Below are 20,902 nucleotides of genomic sequence, written 5' to 3'. Positions count from 1 at the left end.
CGAGAGATTCATTCGAAACCGTGGCCTGACCCCGATTGACGCCGACTTGGCGCTAAGCTCTTGCCCCGCCCGCTGCCCCCGCTCAGTGCGGATCGAGCTTGGCGCTGGCCAACGGCGTCGGCGCCGGCGCGGCGCGGCCGGTGGCCTTGCGCACCAGCCACATCAGGCCGCGGAACAGCAGCCGCAGGAACACCAGCGTCAACACGGCTTCCAGCAAGGTCATCACGAAGGCCGGCAGCGCGCTCCAGCGCACGGCGCGGCGGCGGAACTTGGCGACGGCGCGGTCGCGCGCGATTTCGATGCTGTCGTAGAAGGTCGGCACCATCAGCAAGGTCAAGATGGTCGACGTGATGGTGCCGCCGATGATGGCGATGGCCATCGGACGGTAGAACTCGCCGCCCTCGCCCAGCCCCAGCGCGACCGGGAACATGCCGGCGATCAGCGCGAACGTCGTCATCAAAATCGGACGCAAACGCATGCGGCCGGCGTACATCAGCGCGTCCTCGCGGCTGTAGCCCTCCTCCTCGCGCTTGCGGGCCGCGTCCAGCAGCAGGATGGCGTTCTTGGCGACCAGGCCCATCAGCATGATGACGCCGATCAGGCTCATCAGGTTGATCGTGCTCTTGGTCAGCAGCAGCGCGATGACCACGCCGATCAGCGACAGCGGCAGCGACAACATCACCGCCACCGGCGCCGTGAAGGAACCGAACTGCATCACCAGGATCAAATACATCAGGCCGATGCCGGCCACCAGCGCGATCATCATCTGGCTGAACACTTCATTCATGTCCTTGCCGGCGCCGCCCAGGCTCAGGCCGTAGCCCGGCGGGAAGTCGATGGACTTGGCCAGTTTCATGGCGTCGCCCGTCACTTCGCCGGCCGAACGGCCCTGCACGTTGGCGCTGACGGTGATGGTGCGCTTGCCGTCCTTGTGCTTGATGGTCGACGGGCCCTTGCCCATCGTCACGGTGGCGATCTGGTCCAGCGGCACCATCTGGTTGGTGCCGATGACGGCGATCGGCAGGCGCTCGATGTTTTCGGCGCCGGTGCGGTCTTCCGGCGTCAGGCGCACGGCCACGTCGCGCGACTCGCCGGTCGGGTCGACCCAGTCGCCCACCTCGATGCCCGCGAAGGCCACCCGCAGCGCCTGGGCCGCGTCGCCCGCGCCTATGCCCATGGAATTGGCGAGGCCGCGATTGAGTTCGATTTGCAGCTCGTCCTTCGGATCCTGCTCGGACAGGCCGACGTCGACCGCGCCCGGTATCTTCTTGAGCTGATCCATGTAGGCGTTGGTCAATTCCATCAGCTTGCGCGAATCGGCGCCCGTGAATTGGATCTGCACCGGCTTGCGGTCGCCGTTGCTCAGGTCGTCGAGCACCGTGTATTCGGCGCCGACCAGCTGGGTCAGCTTCTGGCGCAATTCCTTGGCCACCTCCAGGCCCGAACGCTTGCGCTCGGTTTTCTTGCCGATGTCGACATAGATGCGGCCGCCGCCCGGATTCACATAACTATTGGTGGCCTTGGTTTCGGCCATGGTGCGCGCCAGCGCCGCCGCCTTTTCCAGTTTCAAGCGCGAATACTCCAGGCTGCTCGACGCCGGCGAGCGCACGTCGATGGCGATGGTGCCGAAGTCCGACGAGGGCACGAAGCTCATGCCGCCCCACAGCGCCTGCATGGTGATGGCGCCGGCGAAGGTCAGCAAGGCGATCACGGCCATCCAGCGCCGGTGGTGCAGCGCCCAGGCGATCACGTGGCCATAGCGGTCGGCCTGGTGGTCGAACCATACGTTGAAGCGCTCCAGCACTTTTTCAAAGCCCTTGCGCGGCACCTTGTGGTGGTCGACCGGGTCGCCCCAGAAGGCCGACAGCATCGGATCGAGGGTGAACGAAATGAACAGGCTGACGGCCACCGAGCACGTCACCGTCAGCGCGAACGGCCGGAACCACTCGCCCGTGATGCCGGGCATAAAGGCCACCGGGATGAACACGGCCATGATGGAAAAGGTGGTCGCGGCCACGGCCAGGCCGATCTCGGCCGTGCCCTTGAGCGCGGCGGTGCGGCGGTCGGCGCCCATCTGCATGTGGCGCACGATGTTTTCCCGCACCACGATGGCGTCGTCGATCAGCACGCCGATCGCCAGCGACAGGCCCAGCAGCGTCATGAAGTTCAGCGTGAAGCCGCACAGCCAGACGCCGATGAAGGCGGCCAGCACGGAGGTGGGCAGGCTCAGCGCGGTAATCAGCGTCGAGCGCCACGAGTTCAAGAACACATAGACCACGAAGATGGTCAGGCCGGCGCCGAACACCAGCGATTCGATCACGTTGTCCAAGCTGTTTTCGGCGTTCTTGCCGTCGTCGTTGGTCACTTCCAGCGTGGTGCCGGTCGGCAATTCCTTGCGCACCTCGTCGACGATGGCGCGCACATTGCGGGCCACGGTCACGGTGCTGGCGTCGTGCGAGCGGACGATGGAGATGCCGACGTTGGGCTTGCCCGAACGCACCGACAGGCTGTTCATCTCGGCGAAGCCGTCCTCGATGGTCGCCACCTGCGACAGCCGCACCAGCTCGTCGCCGTTGCGCTTGACCACCACTTGCTGGAACTGTTCGGGACGCTCGATGCGGCCCACCAGGCGGATACTCTTTTCATCGAGCGCGCCGCTGACCTTGCCCACCGGCGCGTTGGTGTTCTGGCTGCGCAGCGCGTTGACGACGTCGCTGACCGACACATTGTATTCGCGCAGCTTTTCGGCGTGCAGCAGCACGCTCAGCTCGCGCTTGAGCGAACCGTCGATGTTGACGGAGGCGACACCGTCGACGGCGCGGAAGCGGTCGGCCAGCTTGTCCTCGGCCAGGCGCGAAATGATGGCGTGGCTCTGCGTCGTCGACGACAGCGCCAGCTGCATCACCGGCTGGGCCGAGGTGTCGATGCGCTGCAGGATCGGCTCGCGCATCTCGGTCGGCAGCTTGTAGCGCACGGCGCCGATGGCGTTGCGGATCTCGTCGGAGGCCTCGATCAAGTTCTTGGTGAAGGCGAACTCGATGCGGATGCTGGCCGAACCCTCCTGCGCCGTGCTGTCGGTCTCGGTCACGCCGGTGATCGACTGCAGGGATTTTTCCAGGCGGTTGACGATTTCGCGCTCGACCGTCTCGGGCGAGGCGCCCGGATAGGGAATGTTGACGATAATAAAAGGAATCTGCACGTCGGGATTTTGATTGACGCGCAATTTCTTCAGCGCCATCAGGCCCAGACACATCATCGCGATGATGAGCACGATCGTCGCGATCGGCCGCTTGATACTGAAATCGGATAGGAACATGGCTTAGTTTCCTTTGCTGACGGCTGCGGCCGACGTCGACGCCACCGTCTTCGCCACGCTCAGCTCGACCTTCTGGCCATCCTTGAACGTCGCGCCCGGCACGCGCACCACCTGGTCGCCGGCGGCCAGGCCGCTGACCTGCCACAGGCCGGTGCGCTCGTCGCGCGTGCCCACGGTCAGCGCCGCCTTCACCAGCGTGGCGCCGGCCGGGCCGGTCTTGACGCGCCAGGCGTAATTGCTGTCGCCGGCCTGCACCATCGCGCTGGCCGGCAGCATCAGCGCGGCCGACGTGGCCGACTCGACGCGGCCCTCGGCGTACAGCCCGGCCACGCGCGGCTGCTGGTTGCCGGCGAACTCGACGAGCACCTCGACCTGGCGCGTGACGGCGTTGGCGGCCGGATCGACGCGCTTGACCTTGCCCGTGAAATGCTGGCCCGGGTAGCCGTTCACGCTGAACAGCACCGGCTGGCCGACCTTGACGACGCCGATCTTGTCGGCCGACACCAGGCCCTCGAAGCGCATGCTGGCCGGATCGATGACTTTAATCAGTTCCTTGCCGATGGCGGCCGTGTCGCCGTTCGACACCTTGCGCTCGCTGACGATGCCGTCGAACGGCGCGCGCACGGCGGTGCGGGTCAGTTGCTGGCAGGCCGAGACGGAACGCGCCTTGGCGCCGGCCAGGTCGCTGGCGGCGTTGTTGCGGCGCATTTCCGCGTCTTCCATGGCCTGGGTCGACACCATGCCGGAGCCGAGCAGCGTCTTCTGGCGCTGATACATGCGCTCGGTCTGCTCCAGCGACTGCTGGGCCGCGCGGGTGGCCTCGTCGGCCGAGCTGAGGCCGTCGCGGATCGAGGTTTCATCGAGGCGCACCAGCAAGTCGCCCTTTTTGACGGCCTCGCCGTTTTCCTTCAGCACCTGCACCACCACCGCCCCCACTTCGGCGCGCAGGTCGGCGCGGCGCTCGGGCTGGATGGAGCCGGTGATGACCGGGCCAGACGCCAGGCCGTTCGACGCCACCGTCAGCATGTCTTCCGGCGCGATCAGCAAGGTAGTCGCGGCGGCGGCCGACTTGGCGCCGGCGGACGCGCTGGCCGAAGCGGATGCGCTGGCCGAAGCGCTGGCGTCGGCGGCCGCCTTGTCAGACTTGCCGCAGGCGGCCAGGGCCGAAGCGATGGCGACAGCGAGCAGGGTTTTGCGCAACATAGAGAATCTCCGAAAGTAGGGGTATGGCTATAGGCTAGAAAATATTTGGCAAAACTACAAGGCGCAGAGTATCCACGAGCGCGCCGACAGCGTCAATCGGGGGCGGACGGATGGACGCTTTGGAGGAGTGAATTGCGTTTTAAAGCGACAGAATGCGTTTCTTGGCGGACAAGAGTGTCCGGGCGCGGACGGCCGGCGGACGCCGGGGCCGTGCCCAACGCTGGGCGAACAATTAGAGCGGCGTATCAGCCGCGCCCGAAGACGGCATTGACGATAAACCCCATCGCCACCCCGGTGCACAGCCCGCCGCCGATTTCAATCAGCGTATGTCCCATGCGTTCGCGCAGGCCGTGGTGGCCGGCGTCGCCCTTGGCCAGGCGGTTGATGGCGGCGGCCTGCTTGCCGACATGCTGGCGCAGGCTGTTGGCGTCGATGACGACGATGAAGCACAGCGTCACCGCCACGCCGAAAGCCGGATGAGCGATGCCCTCGCGCAGCGCGATCAAGGTCGCCATGCTCGACACGACGGCACTGTGGTTGCTCGGAAAGCCGCCATTGCCGACCAGATTGAAGGCCCACTGGCGCGCCTTCGCGCTATTAATCAGGAACTTGATCGGGCCGACGGTGATCCAGGTCAGCAGCGGCGTGACGAGATAGGCGATGTCCATGTATTTACCCTTAGCGATCGATGCGCAATGTTATCGGGCGCAATTATCGCAGATGCCGCAGCGGCAACGAAACTAAGTAAGATAGAAAATAATATAAAATCCGCCCCACAATAACACTGCACCTTCAGGGACCACCATGCGGCATTTCAGATTTTCCTTCCTCCTCAGCTTCATCCTGATGGCCCTGGCCGCCTGGTGGGGCTACAGCAACAGCGGCGTCTCGGGCGCGCTGCACGCGATCTGGATCGCCGGCGTGCTGGGCGTGCTGGAGGTGTCGCTGTCCTTCGACAACGCCGTCGTCAACGCCACCGTGCTGCGCAACTGGGATCCGTTCTGGCAAAAACTGTTCCTCACGGTCGGCATCGTCGTCGCCGTGTTCGGCATGCGCCTGCTGTTCCCGCTGCTGATCGTCGCCTTCGCCACCGGCCTGGGCCTGGTCGACGTCTGGACCATGGCCCTGACCACGCCGGACATCTACTCGGCCCACCTGGTCGGCGCCCACGCCCAGGTGGCCGCGTTCGGCGGCGCCTTCCTGCTGCTGGTCTTCCTCAGCTTCCTGTTCAACCGCCACAAGAAACTGCACTGGCTGGGCCGCGGCGAACGCCTGCTGGCGCGCTACGGCAGCGACGGCCTGGGCGTGATGCTGGCGCTGATCGCCGTGTTCGGTTGCGTGTCGCTGGTGCCGGCGGCGGAAAAATACAGCGTGCTGACGGCCGGCGCCGTCGGCGTGGCGATCTACGTCGGCGTCAGCTGGCTGAGCGGCATGATGGAGGAGGACGGCGGCGACGGCGACGCCGGCATGGGCCTGGCCGTGATGCGCGGCAGCATAGGCGGCTTCATGTACCTCGAAGTGCTGGACGCCTCGTTCAGCTTCGACGGCGTCATCGGCGCCTTCGCCATCAGCAGCGACGTCGTGCTCATCATGCTGGGCCTGGCCATCGGCGCCATGTTCGTGCGCGCGCTGACGGTCTACCTCGTCAACAAGGGCACGCTCGACGAATTCGTCTTCCTCGAACACGGCGCCCATTACGCCATCGGCGTGCTGGCGCTCATCATGTTCAGCAGCGTCGGCTACCACGTGCCGGAATGGTTCACCGGCCTGTCCGGCGTGGTGCTGATCGGCCTGTCGCTGTGGTCGTCGATCCGCCACAAGGCCGTGCACGGCGTCCAGACCGAGGGCTGACACGGCGGCGTGATAAGATCGGAAACATTAACGACTCCACCACGCCCGTCGCCCCCGCCCATGACACTATCCCGCCGCTACACCGTCCGCCTCATCGCCCTGCTGGCGGTGGCCGCGCTGCTGCTCTGCGCCTACACGTGGATCATGCTGCACCTGTCGTATTCGGAAGGCCAGCGCGCCGGCTTCCTGCAGAAATTCTCGCGCAAGGGCTGGATCTGCAAGACCTGGGAAGGCGAGATTTTGCTGACCTCCATGCCCGGCGCGATCCCGGAGCGGTTTGAGTTCAGCGTGCGCGACGACGGCGTCGCCGGGCAACTGATGGCCGCCACCGGCAAGCGCGTGGTGCTCGGCTACGAACAGCACCGCGGCGTGCCCGGCGCCTGCTTCGGCGAATCGGAATACTTCATCACCACGGTGACGGCGGCGCCCTAACCGTCAGCGCAGCAGCATGGCCGCTATCAGCGCGAGCGCCACACGGCGCCGGCCGATTCGGCTACCTTGGTCAGGCGGCCGATGACGTCGCGCGTGATGCTTTCGGACTGGTCGCGCTCGGCCTGGGCCTTGGCCGCCGCCAGCGAGGCGGCGAAGGCGCCCTCTTCTTCCCGCTTGCATTCGGCTTCGAGCGCGTCGACCTTGGCGTGCAGCGACACCATCGCCTTTTGCGCGGCCTGCACGCGGCGGGTTTCCAGCGCCAGCAATTTCTGCTTGGCCGCAGTCATCGCGACGGTGGTGTCGGCCAGCTTGCGCTGCATCGCCGCGTGGGCCTGTGCCGTTTCCAGCAACGCTTTCTGGGCCGCCGATTTTTCCTCGATGGCCTGCTGCGCGGCCTGCACTTCCAGCTCACGCCGCGCCAGCAACTCGGCCTGTTCCTGTTCGGCGTCGGCGCGCAGGCGCGCTTCGGCGGCGATGGTTTTTTCCGCTGCGAGGCGGCCGGCGATGGCTTTCGAGGCCTTCACTTCGGACGCCGTCGTGCTGCGCTGCTGCGCCAGTTTCTGTTCGATCAGCGCCAGCGACTCCCGCTCGGCGTCGACGAAGGCGCGTTCGGCCTCCACCAGCGCCTGCGCCTGCGCGGCCTTTTCTTCTTCCAGCATCAGCCGCTCGCGCTGCGCCACGCCCAGTTCTATGGCCAGCCGCGCCTGCGCCGCCAGCGCCTGCGCCACGCCGGCCTTCTGCTCGGCCTCCAGCGCGACCTGCTCGGCGATCAAGCGGGCGGCGGCGATTTCTTTTTCGCTGGCGTCGATCAGGCGCTGATCGGCATCGCGCTGCGCGCTGAGCGCGTCGACCTGGGCCTGCTCGATCACGATGCGGGCGTGCGCGGCGACGGCGGCCGATTCCTCGACTTCGAGCCGTTCCGTCAGCGTGGCCAGCGCCTGCTGCTCGGCGGCGGCGCGCGCGCGTTCGGCGTCGATCAGCTGCACCGACTGCGCGGCGGCCTGCTCGGCCAACGCGGTCGCCGTGTGCAGCGCGGCGCTGTATTCGGCGTGGGCCGCCGCCTGATCCTGCGCGGCCTGCGTGGCCAAGGCGTCGCGCGCGGCGCTGAATTCGGCCAGCGCCGCCGCCTGTTCCTGCGCGGCCTGTTCGGCCAGCGCGGCCAGCACTTCACTGTAATGGGCTTGCGCGGCCGCCTGTTCTTGCGCGGCCTGCGCGGTCAAGGCTGCGCGCGCCGCCGTGAATTCGGCCAGCGCGGCCTCGGCATCGTGTTCGGCCTGCGCGCTCAAGGCGCTGTATTGCGCCTGAGCCGCGGCCGCCGCCTGCTCGGCCTTCAAGTTCAGGGCGTCGCGCGTTTCGACGTAGTCGGCCAGCGCGGCGGCGGCGCGCAGCTCGATGGCGGCGCTGCTGGCGGCGCGTTCGGCTTCGTGTTCGGCCAGCGCGGCGGCCAGGCGTTGTTCGGCCAGCGCGGCGGCGGCGTCCTGCGCGGCGGCGTGGCCGGCCAGCGCGGCGACGGCGTCTTGTTCGGCTTCGTTCTGCGCGGCCGTGCGTTCGGCGATGGTGCGCGACGCCACGGTGCGCTCCTCGGCCAGCTGCGCGGCGCGTTCATTTTCCTCGGTCTCGATGCGGGCCGCTTCGGCCGCCGCCGCCTGCGCCGTTTGCGTCAGCCTGGCCTGTTCCAGCGCCAGCGTGGCCGCTTCCACTTTCAGGTGCGTTTGCAGTTCGGCGTCCTGCTCGGCGGCGACGCGGGCCAGCGCCACGGCGCGCAGCTGGCGATCGACTTCGATGCGCGCCTCGGTCGCGGCCAGGATGCGGGCATCGGCGTCGCGCCGCGCCTGGGCGCTGGCGGCGGCCACCATTTCGAGGCGCTCGCGGTGGATCGCGGCGTCGCGGATTTCTTTTTCCGTTTGCAGGCGCAGATGCAGCGACTGCGCGGCGCTGCGTTCCGATTCGGCCTGCGCCAGCGCGATCTGCTCGCGCTCCTGTTCCAGATGGGCCAGCGCGCGCGCTTCTTCCAGCGCCCGCACTTCGGCGGCGGCGCGGTTGAAGGCCGATTCGAGCGCGATCTGGTCGGCGCGCTCGCGCTGCCGGGTCAGTTCCAGCGCTTCGTTTTCGGCTTCGGCCAGCATCTGCGCGGTCTGACGCGCGCCGTAGGCGTGGCGTTCGCGTTCACGCGCCATGGTGGCGACGCGGGCGTCGGCCGACGCGATGCCGACCATTTCGTCGCGCGCGGCCTGCACGGCGGCGACCCGTTCGACCGCTTGCAGGCGCGCCTGTTCGGTTTGCGCCAGCAGCGCCTCGGCGGCCAGCGCCGCTTGCTGCGCCAGCTCCGATTCGACCGCGATTTGTTCGGTGGCGCGGCGGCGGTTTTCTTCTTCCTGCTTGGCGCGCTGCTCGGCGGCGAGGCGGATCTGGGTATCGGTTTCGACGCGGGCGCGCAGTTCGGCCGTTTCCTGCTTGACCGCTTCGAGCCGCGCCACGCTGGCCTGGGCGGCGGCGCGCAGCGATTCGAGCCGCTCGCGGTTGGCGGCGATGGCGTCTTCCGACGCTTGCGCGTTTTGCAGCGCGACGGCGGCGGCGGCGGCGTCCATCGCGGCGCGGTCCTCGGCCAGCGAGCGGGCGCGCGCCTCGGCGTAGGCCCGGCTCTCGGCGGCGCAGGACGCCTTCGCCTCGGCTTCGACGCGGGCGATCGCTTCGTGGATCGCCTTCATTTCCATCGCGGCGCGCGGCGCCGCGGCGGGCGCCACCAGCTCCGGCATCGCCTGCGATTCCAGCGCCAGCGCCGATTCCTGCTCCTGTTCTTGCTGCACCAGCTCCAGCATCGGCGCCAGCTCCGGCGACGGCAGGGCCGTCATGTCCGGCGCCGGCTGCTGCGCTTCGTTATCGGCCGAGTAGGCGACGGTAAGAATGGCGCTTTCGCGCGGTGCCAGGAATGATTGCATGAGAGTTCTCGCGGTTGGGTGGACTTCTTAGATAGCCATTATCAAAGAAAGTAAAGCCCGCCCTAGCGCCGAGCAGAGCCGGAAAAACCCGCCATTTCGCGCCTTGCCGCGCGCCGCGCCGCGTCCGCGCCGCCCTTGCGACCCCGCACGGCTTCGGGTAAGCTTGCCAAACTTGTACAGACCGTCCTGGTCGTCGGATCGCTCACCTTTTGCGGGAACCATGCTAAACACCTTTATCCAGCGTCTGGCCGTCCTGGCGGCGGGCGCGCTGACCGTCCCGGCGGCGCTGGCGCAAACCGCCCCGACCACCGCGCCGGCCGCGTCCAAGCCCTACCGCCAGACCATCGGCTGGGTCAGTATCGAGCGTCTGCTCAGCGAATCGAAGCTGGCCAAGACCACCGAGGCCAAAATAGAGCAGGAATTCGCCGCCCGCGACAAGCAGATCCAGGAACAAAGCGCCGAGTTCCAGCGCCTGTCGGCCGAACTGGCCAAGGCCACCACCTGGGACGAGGGGCAGCGCACCAAGCGCGTGCTGCTGCTCAACAACCTGGACATCGACATCCAGCGCAAGCGCCGCAACTTCCAGGAAGATCTGATCCAGCGTAAGAACGTGGCGCGCGCCGAAATTTCCAGCAAGGCCTACGCGCTGATCCAGCAGATCGCGCCGCAGCAGAATCTGGACATCGTGCTGGTCAACCAATCCTACTTCATCAGCGACCGCGTCGACATCACCGACCTGCTGCTCAAGGCCCTGGACCAGTAAGCGCCGGCGCTCGGCCGGCGTCAGCGCGATCCCGGCGCAGTCAGTATAATTGACTCAAATGAGAATGATTTTCATTGTCAATTAATCAGGCCCGGCCATGAACACCAGCACCGCCAGTACCCCCTCCGTCCCCTCCTCCCCCGCGCCGGCAGCGGTGGCGCGCCGCTTTTCGTGGGCCCGCTTCGCGGCCGTGGCCGGACCCGGCATGGTCGTCATGCTGGCCGACACCGACGCCGGCAGCGTCATCACGGCCGCCCAGAGCGGCGCCCAGTGGGGCTACCGCCTGCTGCTGCTGCAAATCGTGCTGGCGCCGGTGCTGTTCATCGTGCAAGAGCTGACGGTGCGGCTCGGCATCGTATCCGGCAAGGGCCACGGCGACTTGATCGAACAACATTTCGGCCGCGGCTGGGCCCTGCTGTCGGTCGGCACGCTGGTGCTGGCCTGCGTCGGCGCGCTGCTCAGCGAGTTGAGCGGACTGGCCGGCGTCGGCCTGCTGTTCGGCGTCCCCGCGCCGCTGAGCATGGCCGTCATCGTCGGCGCCCTGGTGCTGATGGCCTATACCGGCTCCTACCTGTCGGTCGAGCGCATCGCCATGGCCATCGGCGCTTTCGAGCTGGTGTTCCTGGTCGTCGCCTGGCGCGCCCACCCCGATCCAGCCGCGATGGTGAGCGGCGCCCTCTCCATCCCGTGGGCCAACACCAATTATCTGTACCTGGTGGCGGCCAATATCGGCGCCGTCATCATGCCGTGGATGGTGTTTTACCAGCAGTCGGCCGTGGTCGAGAAAAAACTGACGGTGGCCGACCTGCCGGCCGCGCGCTGGGACACGGCGTTCGGCGCCGTCGTCACGCAAGTCATCATGGCGGCCGTGCTGATCGCGACGGCGGCCACGCTGGGCGCGGCCGGCAAGGGCGGCGTCGCGCTCGACACCGTGCAGCAGATCGCCCAGGCGATCACACCCTTCCTCGGCGCCGGCGGCGGCAAGATCCTGTTCGCGATGGGCATGAGCGGCGCCGCGCTGGTGGCCACCATCGTCGTCACGCTGACGGCGGCGCGTTCGCTGGGCGAATTGCTGGGCGTGAAACACTCGCTGGAACACGCGCCGCGCGAGGCGCCGTGGTTTTACGGCATCTACACGGCCGCGCTGGTGGCCGGCGGCGTGTTCGTCGCCTCGGGCGTGAACCTGGTCAGCCTGAGCGTCGGCGTGCAGGTGATGAACGCGCTGCTGCTACCCATCGTGCTCGGCTTCCTCTACCTGCTGGCGTGCCGCCTGCCGCAGCCGTACCGCCTGAGCGGCGCCTATGCGGCGGTGGTGGCGCTGGTCATCGCGGCGTCGGCCGGCTTCGGCGTGTATGCGGGGCTGTCGGGGATTTTATAAAATTAACTTTTCCAGACTCAGTAATTATCTGCTCAATCCAGACTTCCTCTTCTCCACACCGTCGGCCTATCTCGGCCGACCGGCCACATCAAAAACGAACCGATAGGGAATTTTCGAATTGCCTGTCGTCGTGACAATCCGTGTATTTTCCATATGAGCAAGATGCTATCCTTGCTGCTTAGTCTACTTCCGGCCAGCACCAAACTGATGCCGGTGCTGACCCATCACTTGTCGACTCAAGAGGAAATTCTATCTTGCTGCGAGCTGTTTTTTCGTCAAAGGGCGATGGAGCAGTTGTCCTGGAATTGCGGGCTGCGGGCGCTGACCCGTTGCAGAAAAATTTTGCTGGGGTTTCGGCCCTGTCACTAGCGGACACGATTGCCAACTATCCAGTTGCCCAGTTTTTCTCGGAAGTTACCGTACCAGAAAGCACATAAACCAATGCCAAGCATGAGCTCATCAGGCCGGTGGCAGCCAAAAGCCGCCGTTGTAATCGTAGTTGATTTCCTAAACAAGGAGCGAAAATGATACTACCCTTAATACTTGGTACTGGCGTCGGGGCCGGGTCCGGAACTGCACTCGCTGTTGCTCTGCACAGTTCTACTTTGGGATTCTCTCTTGGCGTCGGAATAGGCATTGCGACAGCATTTACGTTTGCTATCGTGATAAAAAAGAAAGCCTAGAAAGGTGACCGACAACGGCCAGCAGCTGCCGTTACGACTTTACTGACGAAGCAACAGCGCTCGCTTCTACTATTGCAATGAAAAATGACGCATGAATCTCAAAAGGAAAACGCAGGAAATTGTTGGTCACCCTTATCGGGATGCTTTGTTCTATAACTTCCCGGGAGGACTTCGTTTTGAGTTGTCCGAGGGTGGGAGTCCACTAGACCAAGTATTGACCGCGTTGCGCAAAGCGACCGTAGTCTACGATGACGTTTTTGCCAAAGAAGAAAAGATACTCGTCCATCTACTCACGTTTCTTCCGCTATCCCGATTTGGGTTGCGTCGAAAACTTCGAGAACTCCAGATAGCTGGGATAAGCATCCCAAGAGTTCGAGAGCTTTGGTCGGACATGGAGGACCAAGGCGATGATGAAGTCTCATATAAGCGCGCATTTTTCCCACATCAAGCTTGCTGTTCGAAATCCATGAGCACACCCGCTCCGAACATATGACGCCAGCTCAAATCCAGCGGCAATTTGCAAATGCCCGGAGCAACGGCTATGAAGCACATCAATGTAATGCCAGATGGCTTGCCGATTAATAGGCCCGTAGCGATGCCGATGCTATTTGTCGAAGCGAGCTCTGACTCGCTTGCCGATGCTACCCAATCGCCGCACCGGGAATTGCTGCCGCATCACTGGTTATCGGCCGACTATTCTTTGCCATCATGGGAAGGTCAGGTCCATGCCGAGCATCCTGATAAGGAAGAAGGTGACGAGCCCCAGGCTCAGGAGCGATAGCACGAAGACTGCGGCCACCTTGCCGCTCGCGCGTAGCACCGCGCCCTTCTCCCTCCCCTTCCCCTTTTTCCCTTGATCGTAATGCCACTTGACGGCGTAGAACATGCCGGTGCCGAGCACGATAAGCTTGAACGCGACGAAGACTATAGGGATCCAATCCATCATTTTGAGTATTTTCCAGGCTATTACTTGACACTATCTATCGTGAGGGGCACTACCTCAAAACGCTGCTTCAGCAGCTTCATTTTTTGTTCCAACCATCCCCCAGGCATCCTGTTTGACCCTTTCATTATATCTACCCATGAAATAACAATGGCATCCAGCGCGGTGAATCGCCGCATGCAGATGAGAGAGGGGAAAACGTCAGCGACTGCAATGCAAGGTTGGTGTTGCTACAGGTTCTGATGCATACTACTTAAAAGCAATTTCCATACATTGAGACAAAATGTCCCAGTTAACAACCATACAAGACGAAAATTTGCCAATCTGGTTGCCGCGATTGGCCGGGAACAAAGGGCCACGTTTTTTGCAGATTGCGGATGCGTTGCAGGCGGCGGTGGTAGGCGGATCGCTGAAGCCGGGTGACCGTCTGCCTCCGCAGCGCCTGTTGGCGGCACAGCTGGACGTCGACCTGACGACGATCACGCGCGCATACGACGAGGCCAGACGCCGCAACTTGTTGGAGGGCCGCGGCGCCCGGGGCACTTATGTCGCGGCGCCGAAAGTCGAATTGACCGCTATCCTCGACCTGAGCATGAATACCCCGCCACCGCCGGATGGCGTGGACTTCGATGACATGTTGAAACAAGGTTTGTCTCAAGTATTGATGCGGGCAGACAATGAGTTGCTGATGACTTACCACTTGGGCGGGGGAAGCGACTCCGACCGTAAGGCTGGGGCCAAATGGCTGGCACCGATGTTTGGACATCTGGATGCTCGACAGCTTGTTGTCTGTCCGGGTGCGCAAGCGGCGATCGCCGCGTTGATCCTTGCGCTGACGGAGCCTGGCGATGTAATCCTGGCCGAGCCGACGAGTTATCCCGGCTTGCGTGCCGCGGCGACCCAATTCGGCCGGCACATCATTGCGGTGGAGGCGGACAAGCACGGGATGGTGCCTGAGATGCTTGAGCAAGCGTGCCGCCGGCACAAGCCCGGGCTGGTCTACCTCAATCCGACATTGCAGAACCCGACCGCCATCACCATTCCGGAACGCCGGCGCAAGGAGCTCGCCGGCATCGCGAAGCGCTGCAATGTACGCATCGTCGAGGACGATCCCTACTGGCTCCTTGCCGATGCCCCGCCGCCGCCCATTGCCACGTTGGCCCCGGAACAGGTGGTCTACATCTCAACCCTGTCGAAATGCCTGACGCCCGGCTTGCGTGTCGCCTTCGTGCTGATACGCGACCCGCAAGAACGCGAACGTTTCCTGGTCGCGCTAAGATCATTTGCGCTGATGGTCGCTCCCCTGACGGCCGCACTGGCCACTCAGTGGATACTCGACGGTTCGGCTGACGGATTGATGGAGGGCGTACGCAACGAGGCGCGCCTGCGCCACCGGATGGCTCGGGATATTCTGGCGGGGCGGTACAGCGGCTTGGGTGACGGCCTGCATGTCTGGCTGGAGTTGCCGGCGTATTGGCCCCCCTCGCAGCTGGCGCGTGCGGCCGACCGCGAGGGCATCGCAGTCACGCCGGCCGAGGCATTCGCAACTGGCAGCGTATCCGTGAATGCCATTCGGATCTCTTTGGGCAGCATCAAGGACCGTGGACGCTTGCAGGCGGGTCTTCAACGGCTGTCCCATCTGCTTGCGCGACGGCCCGAGTCGTTCAGCGCTGCGGTGGTTTGACTGTCCAGGAAACACCGTGCTTCATCCGGGAGTTCGGCATGCATGCGGGCCTGTCGGAGATTTTTTTAAACGCAAAAATCGAACCCAAGACCTTGATTTATTCGGACTACGCTTTCTTCGCCACCGCCTGGGTCGCCAGCGACGACAAGACCCGAGCGGCGCCGGCGCCGCTCACACCGGCCACAGCGGCGGCTCGTCCATCAGCGCGACCTGCTCGCGCAGCTCCAGGATACGGTCTTGCCAATAGCGCTGCGTGTTGAACCAGGGGAAGGCCGCCGGGAAGGCCGGGTCGTCCCAGCGCCGCGCCAGCCAGGCCGAGTAGTGGATCAGGCGCAGCGTGCGCAGCGCTTCGACCAGGTAGAGCTGGCGCGGTTCGAAGTCGCAGAAATCCTCGTAGCCGGCCAGGATGTCGCCCAGCTGGCGCACCTGCTCGGCGCGCTCGCCCGACAACATCATCCACAGATCCTGGATCGCCGGTCCCATGCGGCTGTCGTCGAAGTCGACGAAGTGGGGGCCGGCGTCGGTCCACAGCACGTTGCCGCTGTGGCAGTCGCCGTGCAGGCGCAGCTGCGCCGTCTCGCCGGCGCGCTCGTAGCAGTGGCGCACACCGGCCAGGGCCTGGTCGACGACGCTGGAATACGCGCTCAGCAATTCCGGCGGGATGAAGCCGTTGGCCAGCAGATAGTCGCGCGGCTCGATGCCGAAGGTGTCCGGGTTCAGCGCCGGCCGCTCGGCATAGGGCTTGATGGCGCCGACGGCGTGGATGCGGCCGATGAAGCGCCCTATCCATTCCAGCGTGGCCGGGTCGCTCAGCTCCGGCGCGCGGCCGCCGTGGCGCTCGAAGACGGCGAAGCGGAAGCCGTCGAACTGGTGCAGCGTGGCGCCGTGCACGGTCAGCGCCGGCACCACCTGGATTTCGCGCTCGACCAGCTCGGCCACGAAGGCGTGCTCCTCCAGAATGGCCGCGTCGCTCCAGCGCGCCGGCCGGTAAAACTTCACCACCAGCGGCGCGCTGTCTTCGATGCCGACCTGGTAGACGCGGTTTTCGTAGCTGTTGAGCGCCAGCAGGCGGCCGTCGCCGCGCAGGCCGATGCTGTCGAGCGCGTCGAGCACGCAGTCGGGGCCGAGGCGGGCAAACAGGTGGGCGGGATGGGCGGCGGCGCCGTCGTGCAGGTCGGTAGTCATGCCGCCATTGTACGGGGCCGCGCCGCGCCGCGGGCCCTTCCCTGCGCAATCATCTGAGCGCAAGCGGGCCACGCAGCGTATACTGTCGCCTTCCATCCAATAAAAAAGAGCAAGCCATGCAACTCGACCAGCCCCTGAGCGAAAAAGAATTCGACGAACTAGACCAATTCCTGCTGTCCGAGCGCAGCCCCGAAGATGCGATGACGATGGATACGCTGCACGGCTATCTGACGGCGATCGCCATCGGCCCGGAAACCATCATGCCGGCCGAGTGGCTGCCGCGCGTGTGGGGCGACGATGTGAAGGATGTGCCGAAGTTCAAGAACGCCAAGGAAGAAGAGCGCATCATCGAGCTCATCATGCGTTTCATGAACGAGGTGCTGGTGACGTTCGAAGTGGCGCCGAAAGAATTCGAGCCGCTGTTCGTCGAACACGAATACGAAGGCCAGACCCTGATCGACGCCGAAGCGTGGTGCTGGGGCTTCTGGGAAGGCATGGAATTGCGCGACGGTTCCTGGGACGCGATCTGGGAATCGGAGATCGCCGAGCTGATGCAGCCGATCTACCTGCTCGGCGCCGACGAGATCGAGGAAGAGGAACTGCCGCTGGTGGAAGATCCGGTCAAGGCCCACAAGCTGGCCGTCGACCTGGAAGCGAATCTGCCGGCCATCTACAAGTTCTGGGTGCCGCGCCGCAAACCCGCCGTCGCCACCATCAAGCGCGACGAGCCTAAAGTCGGCCGCAACGACGACTGCCCTTGCGGCAGCGGAAAAAAATACAAGAAGTGCCACGGCGCCGACGGCGGCGATGTCGCCGAAGCGGGCGACGCCGGCGATGCGGCGTAATAAACCGATGAAGCTGATGTGCCGATGAGCGAATAAGCTCATCAGCGTGGCGGCTACACCTCCCTGCCCGGATCGGCGGCCATCGTGCCGCCGATTTTCATTTCCGGACCCGGGCGCCGGACGCCCGCCCGTCCGCCTGGCGCGGCACCAGCGCCAGCAAACCCAGTATCTGCTGCGGATCGGCCGGTTTCGACAAATGGTAGTCGAAGCCCGCTTCGCGCGCGCGGGCCCGGTCTTCGAGCTGGCCGTAGCCGGTCAGCGCCATCATCAGCGCGTCGGCCGTTTGCGGCGAGCGCCGCAAACGCCGCGCCAGTTCATAACCGTCGATATCGGGCAGGCCGATGTCGAGTATCAGCGCCTGCGGCGCCAGCGTCGCCGCCAGCTCCAGCGCGCGGGCGCCGTCGTGGCACACCGTCACGTCATAGCCGGCCGCCTCGGACAGCAGCAGCGCCAGGCTGTCGGCGGCGTCGACGTTATCGTCCACCAGCAGCACCCGCAAGCCGCCCTGATCGGCGCGCGCGGGCGCCACGCTCGGCGCGGCGGCGCTCCGCGGATCGGCCGCCAGCAGCGGCAGGCGTAGGGTGAAACAACTGCCTTGGCCATCGCCGGCGCTGGCCGCCGTCACGCTGCCGCCATGCAGCTCAACCAGGCTTTTCACCAGCGCCAGTCCCAGACCCAAGCCGCCCTGGGCGCGGTCCGGCGTGCGCTCGCCCTGCGAGAACGGCTCGAACACGCGCGGCAGCAAACCGGCCTCGATGCCGAAACCGTTGTCGCGCACCGTCAGCAGCGCCACGGCGGCGCCCTGCCCGGCGGGCGGCGATGTCGACGCTAATACCGATGCTGATGCCGACGATGGCGATGGCGATGCCGACGGCGATCCCGACGGCTCCGGCTCCGGCGCCGACGCCGACGCCGACGCCGACGCCAGCGTGACCTCGATGCGGCTGTGCGGCGGGCTGTATTTGGCGGCGTTGTTCAACAGGTTGCTGAGCACTTGCACGAGGCGGGTCTGATCGCCGCGCACCCACAGCGGCTGCGGCGGCAGCGTCAATTCCAGATGGTGCTGCTTGGCGGCGACCAGGCTCTCGGCCTGCTCCACGGCGTCGGCGACGATGCGGCGCAAATCGAGTTCCGTCGCGTTCAACGTCACCAGCCCGCGCGTGACGCGCGACACGTCCAGCAAATCGTTGACCAGCCGCGTGATGTGGCCCACCTGGCGCGTAATGACTTCGCTCGCATAGTTCAACCGCGCCGCGTCCAGTCCCGGCATCTTCAGCAAGTGGGCCGCGCTGCTGATCGGCGCCAGCGGGTTGCGCAGCTCGTGGCCCAGCATCGCCAGGAACTGATCCTTGGCCATGTTCTGCTGCTCGGCCTCGCGCCGCGCGCGCTGTTCGCGCTGCAGCAGCTCGTCGCGCTCGGCCTCGGCGCGCGCGCGGTCCTGGCCCGCCGTCAGCAGGCGCACGCCCGCCGCGTGCAGGGCCGCGTGCAATTCGCGCACCTCGCGCACGCGCGACTGCGACTGCGGCGGCGCCACGCCGCGTCCCAGGTTGATCGCCTCGTGGGCGGCGGCGTCGATGGCGCGCACATGGCGGCCGCCGAAAAACAGCGCCACGCCGCCCGCGCACAGCAACGCCGCCAGCATGCCCAGCCCCGCCACCCAAGTGGCGCGCCGCGCCGCGCCGTCAATCGTGGTCACCGGCACGGCCACGCCGACGGTCCAGCCGGACAGTAGCGAATGGGTGTACACATCATACGATTCGCGCCCTTCCCAGGTCTGGTGGCGCAGCATGCCGCTGGGCGCCGCCGCCGCCGCCGCAATCAGCTCGGGCCGCGCCAGCTTGCCTATCATGTCGTCGGCGCCGCCGGTGCGCGCCAGGAAGCGGCCCTCGCCGTCGAGCAGGCCGACCGTGAAGCCGGCCGGGATGCGCGCGCTGGCGAACACCCGCTTGAAGTGTTCGATGGTGAAGGCGCCGGTCAGCAGATAGCGCTTGCCGCCGTGGGTGTAGACCGGCACGTCGAGCGTGGCCATCATGCGGCCGGTGACGGCGCCGCGGAACACGCCGGACGCATTGGTGGTGCCGGCGGCCAGCGTCTGCTGCGCGCGCGCGGCGAAGGGCGGCTTGGGCGGGGGCAGCTGCGCGCCATACGGCAGATAGGTGTTGAGCAGCTGCTGGCCGTGTTCGTCGATCAGCGCGATCCAGCCATCGTCGCCGCGCTGGGCGCGCCGCGCCTGCTGGTAAAAGGTCGACAGGTCGCCGGCGTCGAGCGCCGGCGCGCCGGCCAGCACTTGCAGGCTCGCCTCGGCGCTGTACAGGTCGCGGTCCACCAGCAGCGACACGCTCTGCGCCGTCTCGTGCAGGTTTTGCAGCGCGGCCGTGCGGCCGGCGTCTTCCAGCATGTGCAGCGCCACCGCCGACGACACCACCACCGGCGCCAGGATCGCCAGTGCCATCACGATCAGGTAAGAACGTATCCGCATAATGTGCGCAATAAAGAAGAGATACTTATTCTAATGGAGCGCGGGCGGCCATGGCGGCTTTGTTCGCCTATCCCATCAGTGGACGGTCAGCGCGCGGGCACCGGACGCGGAGGCTGCGCCGGCGTGTCCTCGACAAAGCGCACCACATCGTCCAGCGTCGGCGCCAGCCAGCGCAGCGGCGCGGCCAGCGTCGCCACCAGCGTTTCGTGGTTGACGAGGTCGAAATAATCCTCGCTGACCTGGTTGCCGTCGGTGCGCAGGCGGTAGGCCAGGCCGCCGGTGTTGCGCACCGGGTCGACCAGCTTGTCGTGGCGGGCCGCGATCAGCAGCGCCGGCGGCGCGCCGGCCGCCGCGTGGTTGTAGGGTTGGCTGTCGGGACGCGTGTCCGGGAAGTGGAACACCAGCCGCGCCTGCGGATTTTCGATCGGCAGGAAATCGTAGGGACCGGCCAGGCCTATCCAGCCGCGCAGCACCTGCGGCGTCATGCCCTGCTTGGCCAGCCAGCGGCCGTCGAGCGCCAGCATGGCCGCGTTGTAGGCGCCGGCGCTGTGGCCCATGACGAACAGGCGCCGCGGATCGCCGCCGTAGCGCGCCACTTCGCGGTAAGTCCAGGCCACGGCCTGGGCCGCATCGTCGAGGAAGCTGGGATAGCCGACCTCGGGATAGAGCCGGTAGTCGGCCACCACGGCGACGATGCCGCGCGCGGCCAGCGCCCGCCCGACGAAGGCATAATCGCCGCGCTCGCCGCTGGTCCAGTTGCCGCCGTAGAAAAACACCACCACCGGCGCCGCGCCGTCGGCGTGAAGGGGACGGTAGATATCGAGCTTGTTGCGCGGCCCGCCGCCATAGGCCACGCCGGCCGTCACGTCGGCAGCGCCCGCTGGCGACAGGGCGTTGATGACGGCCAGCGGCGAACACGCGGCCAGTCCGGCCAGCAGCGGCACGCCGATGACGAGGCTGAGATAGGCGCGGTGCAGTGGAGGCATGGGCTTTTCGTCCTGGACAATTTCAAGAAGACACAGCTTACCGTGTCATGATAAAAATGACAAACATTGCTATTTGATAAACTATTGATGGGAAAAACAAGGATGAGGTAATGGTAGCCGCGCTGAAGAAATGGCGCCGCCACGGAGGATGAGGCTGGATGGGGTCCGCGAGCGGGATGCCGCGGCGACTTCGGGGTCAGACCACGGTTTCGAAT

At 65.8% G+C, this 20,902-nt stretch carries 14 protein-coding genes and 1 pseudogene; 6 read left to right on the top strand and 9 right to left on the bottom strand.

The window, feature by feature from the left end; all coding sequences use genetic code 11:
* Positions 1-82: 82 nt before the first annotated feature.
* The 3 genes from Q0S71_RS06760 to Q0S71_RS06750 form a co-directional block, all read right to left on the bottom strand.
* On the bottom strand, positions 83-3,316 hold the full coding sequence (locus Q0S71_RS06760) for an efflux RND transporter permease subunit (protein WP_295993194.1): 3,234 nt from the start codon (positions 3,314-3,316) through the stop codon (positions 83-85).
* A gap of 3 nt (positions 3,317-3,319) precedes the next feature.
* Complete coding sequence (locus tag Q0S71_RS06755; protein WP_295993190.1) at positions 3,320-4,519, bottom strand: efflux RND transporter periplasmic adaptor subunit; 1,200 nt, start codon at positions 4,517-4,519, stop codon at positions 3,320-3,322.
* 245 nt (positions 4,520-4,764) lie between these two features.
* Positions 4,765-5,187, bottom strand: a complete 423-nt coding sequence (locus Q0S71_RS06750) for a divergent PAP2 family protein (protein WP_295993188.1) — start codon at positions 5,185-5,187, stop codon at positions 4,765-4,767.
* Positions 5,188-5,323: 136 nt separating this feature from the next.
* On the opposite strand from Q0S71_RS06750, the gene Q0S71_RS06745 reads away from it, so the two are divergent.
* Positions 5,324-6,370: a DUF475 domain-containing protein gene (locus tag Q0S71_RS06745; RefSeq protein WP_295993185.1), complete on the top strand. Its 1,047-nt coding sequence runs from the start codon at positions 5,324-5,326 to the stop codon at positions 6,368-6,370.
* Positions 6,371-6,430: 60 nt separating this feature from the next.
* Positions 6,431-6,802, top strand: a complete 372-nt coding sequence (locus tag Q0S71_RS06740; RefSeq protein WP_295993182.1) for a hypothetical protein — start codon at positions 6,431-6,433, stop codon at positions 6,800-6,802.
* Positions 6,803-6,828: 26 nt separating this feature from the next.
* On the opposite strand, the gene Q0S71_RS06735 is transcribed toward Q0S71_RS06740, so the two are convergent.
* On the bottom strand, positions 6,829-9,741 hold the full coding sequence (locus tag Q0S71_RS06735; protein ID WP_295993179.1) for a hypothetical protein: 2,913 nt from the start codon (positions 9,739-9,741) through the stop codon (positions 6,829-6,831).
* A gap of 220 nt (positions 9,742-9,961) precedes the next feature.
* Here Q0S71_RS06735 and Q0S71_RS06730 point away from each other — a divergent pair, with 220 nt between their 5' ends.
* Together Q0S71_RS06730 and Q0S71_RS06725 are read left to right on the top strand one after the other, a co-directional pair.
* Positions 9,962-10,504 carry an OmpH family outer membrane protein gene (locus Q0S71_RS06730; protein WP_295993174.1) on the top strand — a complete coding sequence of 181 codons (543 nt, stop codon included), beginning with the start codon at positions 9,962-9,964 and terminating at the stop codon, positions 10,502-10,504.
* A 97-nt stretch (positions 10,505-10,601) separates the two neighbouring features.
* Positions 10,602-11,882, top strand: a complete 1,281-nt coding sequence (locus tag Q0S71_RS06725; protein ID WP_295993171.1) for an NRAMP family divalent metal transporter — start codon at positions 10,602-10,604, stop codon at positions 11,880-11,882.
* Positions 11,883-13,009: 1,127 nt separating this feature from the next.
* Here Q0S71_RS06725 and Q0S71_RS06720 read toward each other — a convergent pair.
* Together Q0S71_RS06720 and Q0S71_RS06715 are read right to left on the bottom strand one after the other, a co-directional pair.
* Positions 13,010-13,186: pseudogene (locus Q0S71_RS06720) on the bottom strand (Na+/H+ antiporter NhaA); the annotation flags it as partial.
* A gap of 85 nt (positions 13,187-13,271) precedes the next feature.
* Entirely contained in the window at positions 13,272-13,511 is a 240-nt protein-coding gene (locus Q0S71_RS06715) for a hypothetical protein (protein ID WP_295993169.1), read from the bottom strand.
* Between the two features lie 280 nt (positions 13,512-13,791).
* On the opposite strand from Q0S71_RS06715, the gene Q0S71_RS06710 reads away from it, so the two are divergent.
* Positions 13,792-15,192, top strand: coding sequence for a PLP-dependent aminotransferase family protein (locus Q0S71_RS06710; RefSeq protein WP_295993166.1), 1,401 nt, complete (start codon positions 13,792-13,794; stop codon positions 15,190-15,192).
* Between the two features lie 171 nt (positions 15,193-15,363).
* Here the strand turns inward: Q0S71_RS06710 and Q0S71_RS06705 are convergent, their stop codons facing one another.
* The gene (locus Q0S71_RS06705) at positions 15,364-16,377 is read right to left on the bottom strand and encodes a serine/threonine protein kinase (RefSeq protein ID WP_295993163.1); all 1,014 of its coding nucleotides are present in this window, start codon (positions 16,375-16,377) and stop codon (positions 15,364-15,366) included.
* 116 nt (positions 16,378-16,493) lie between these two features.
* Between Q0S71_RS06705 and Q0S71_RS06700 the strand changes: the two genes are divergently transcribed.
* Positions 16,494-17,222 carry a UPF0149 family protein gene (locus Q0S71_RS06700; protein ID WP_295993159.1) on the top strand — a complete coding sequence of 243 codons (729 nt, stop codon included), beginning with the start codon at positions 16,494-16,496 and terminating at the stop codon, positions 17,220-17,222.
* A gap of 97 nt (positions 17,223-17,319) precedes the next feature.
* On the opposite strand, the gene Q0S71_RS06695 is transcribed toward Q0S71_RS06700, so the two are convergent.
* Together Q0S71_RS06695 and Q0S71_RS06690 are read right to left on the bottom strand one after the other, a co-directional pair.
* Positions 17,320-19,701: an ATP-binding protein gene (locus Q0S71_RS06695; protein WP_295993157.1), complete on the bottom strand. Its 2,382-nt coding sequence runs from the start codon at positions 19,699-19,701 to the stop codon at positions 17,320-17,322.
* 86 nt (positions 19,702-19,787) lie between these two features.
* Positions 19,788-20,687 (bottom strand): alpha/beta hydrolase, encoded by a 900-nt coding sequence (locus Q0S71_RS06690; RefSeq protein ID WP_295993154.1) that lies wholly within the window; start codon positions 20,685-20,687, stop codon positions 19,788-19,790.
* Positions 20,688-20,902: the final 215 nt, after the last annotated feature.

The organism is Rugamonas sp., assembly GCF_025354735.1.
Classification (GTDB): Bacteria; Pseudomonadota; Gammaproteobacteria; order Burkholderiales; family Burkholderiaceae_D; genus Rugamonas.
This window is presented reverse-complemented; position numbering and strand designations above follow the sequence as displayed.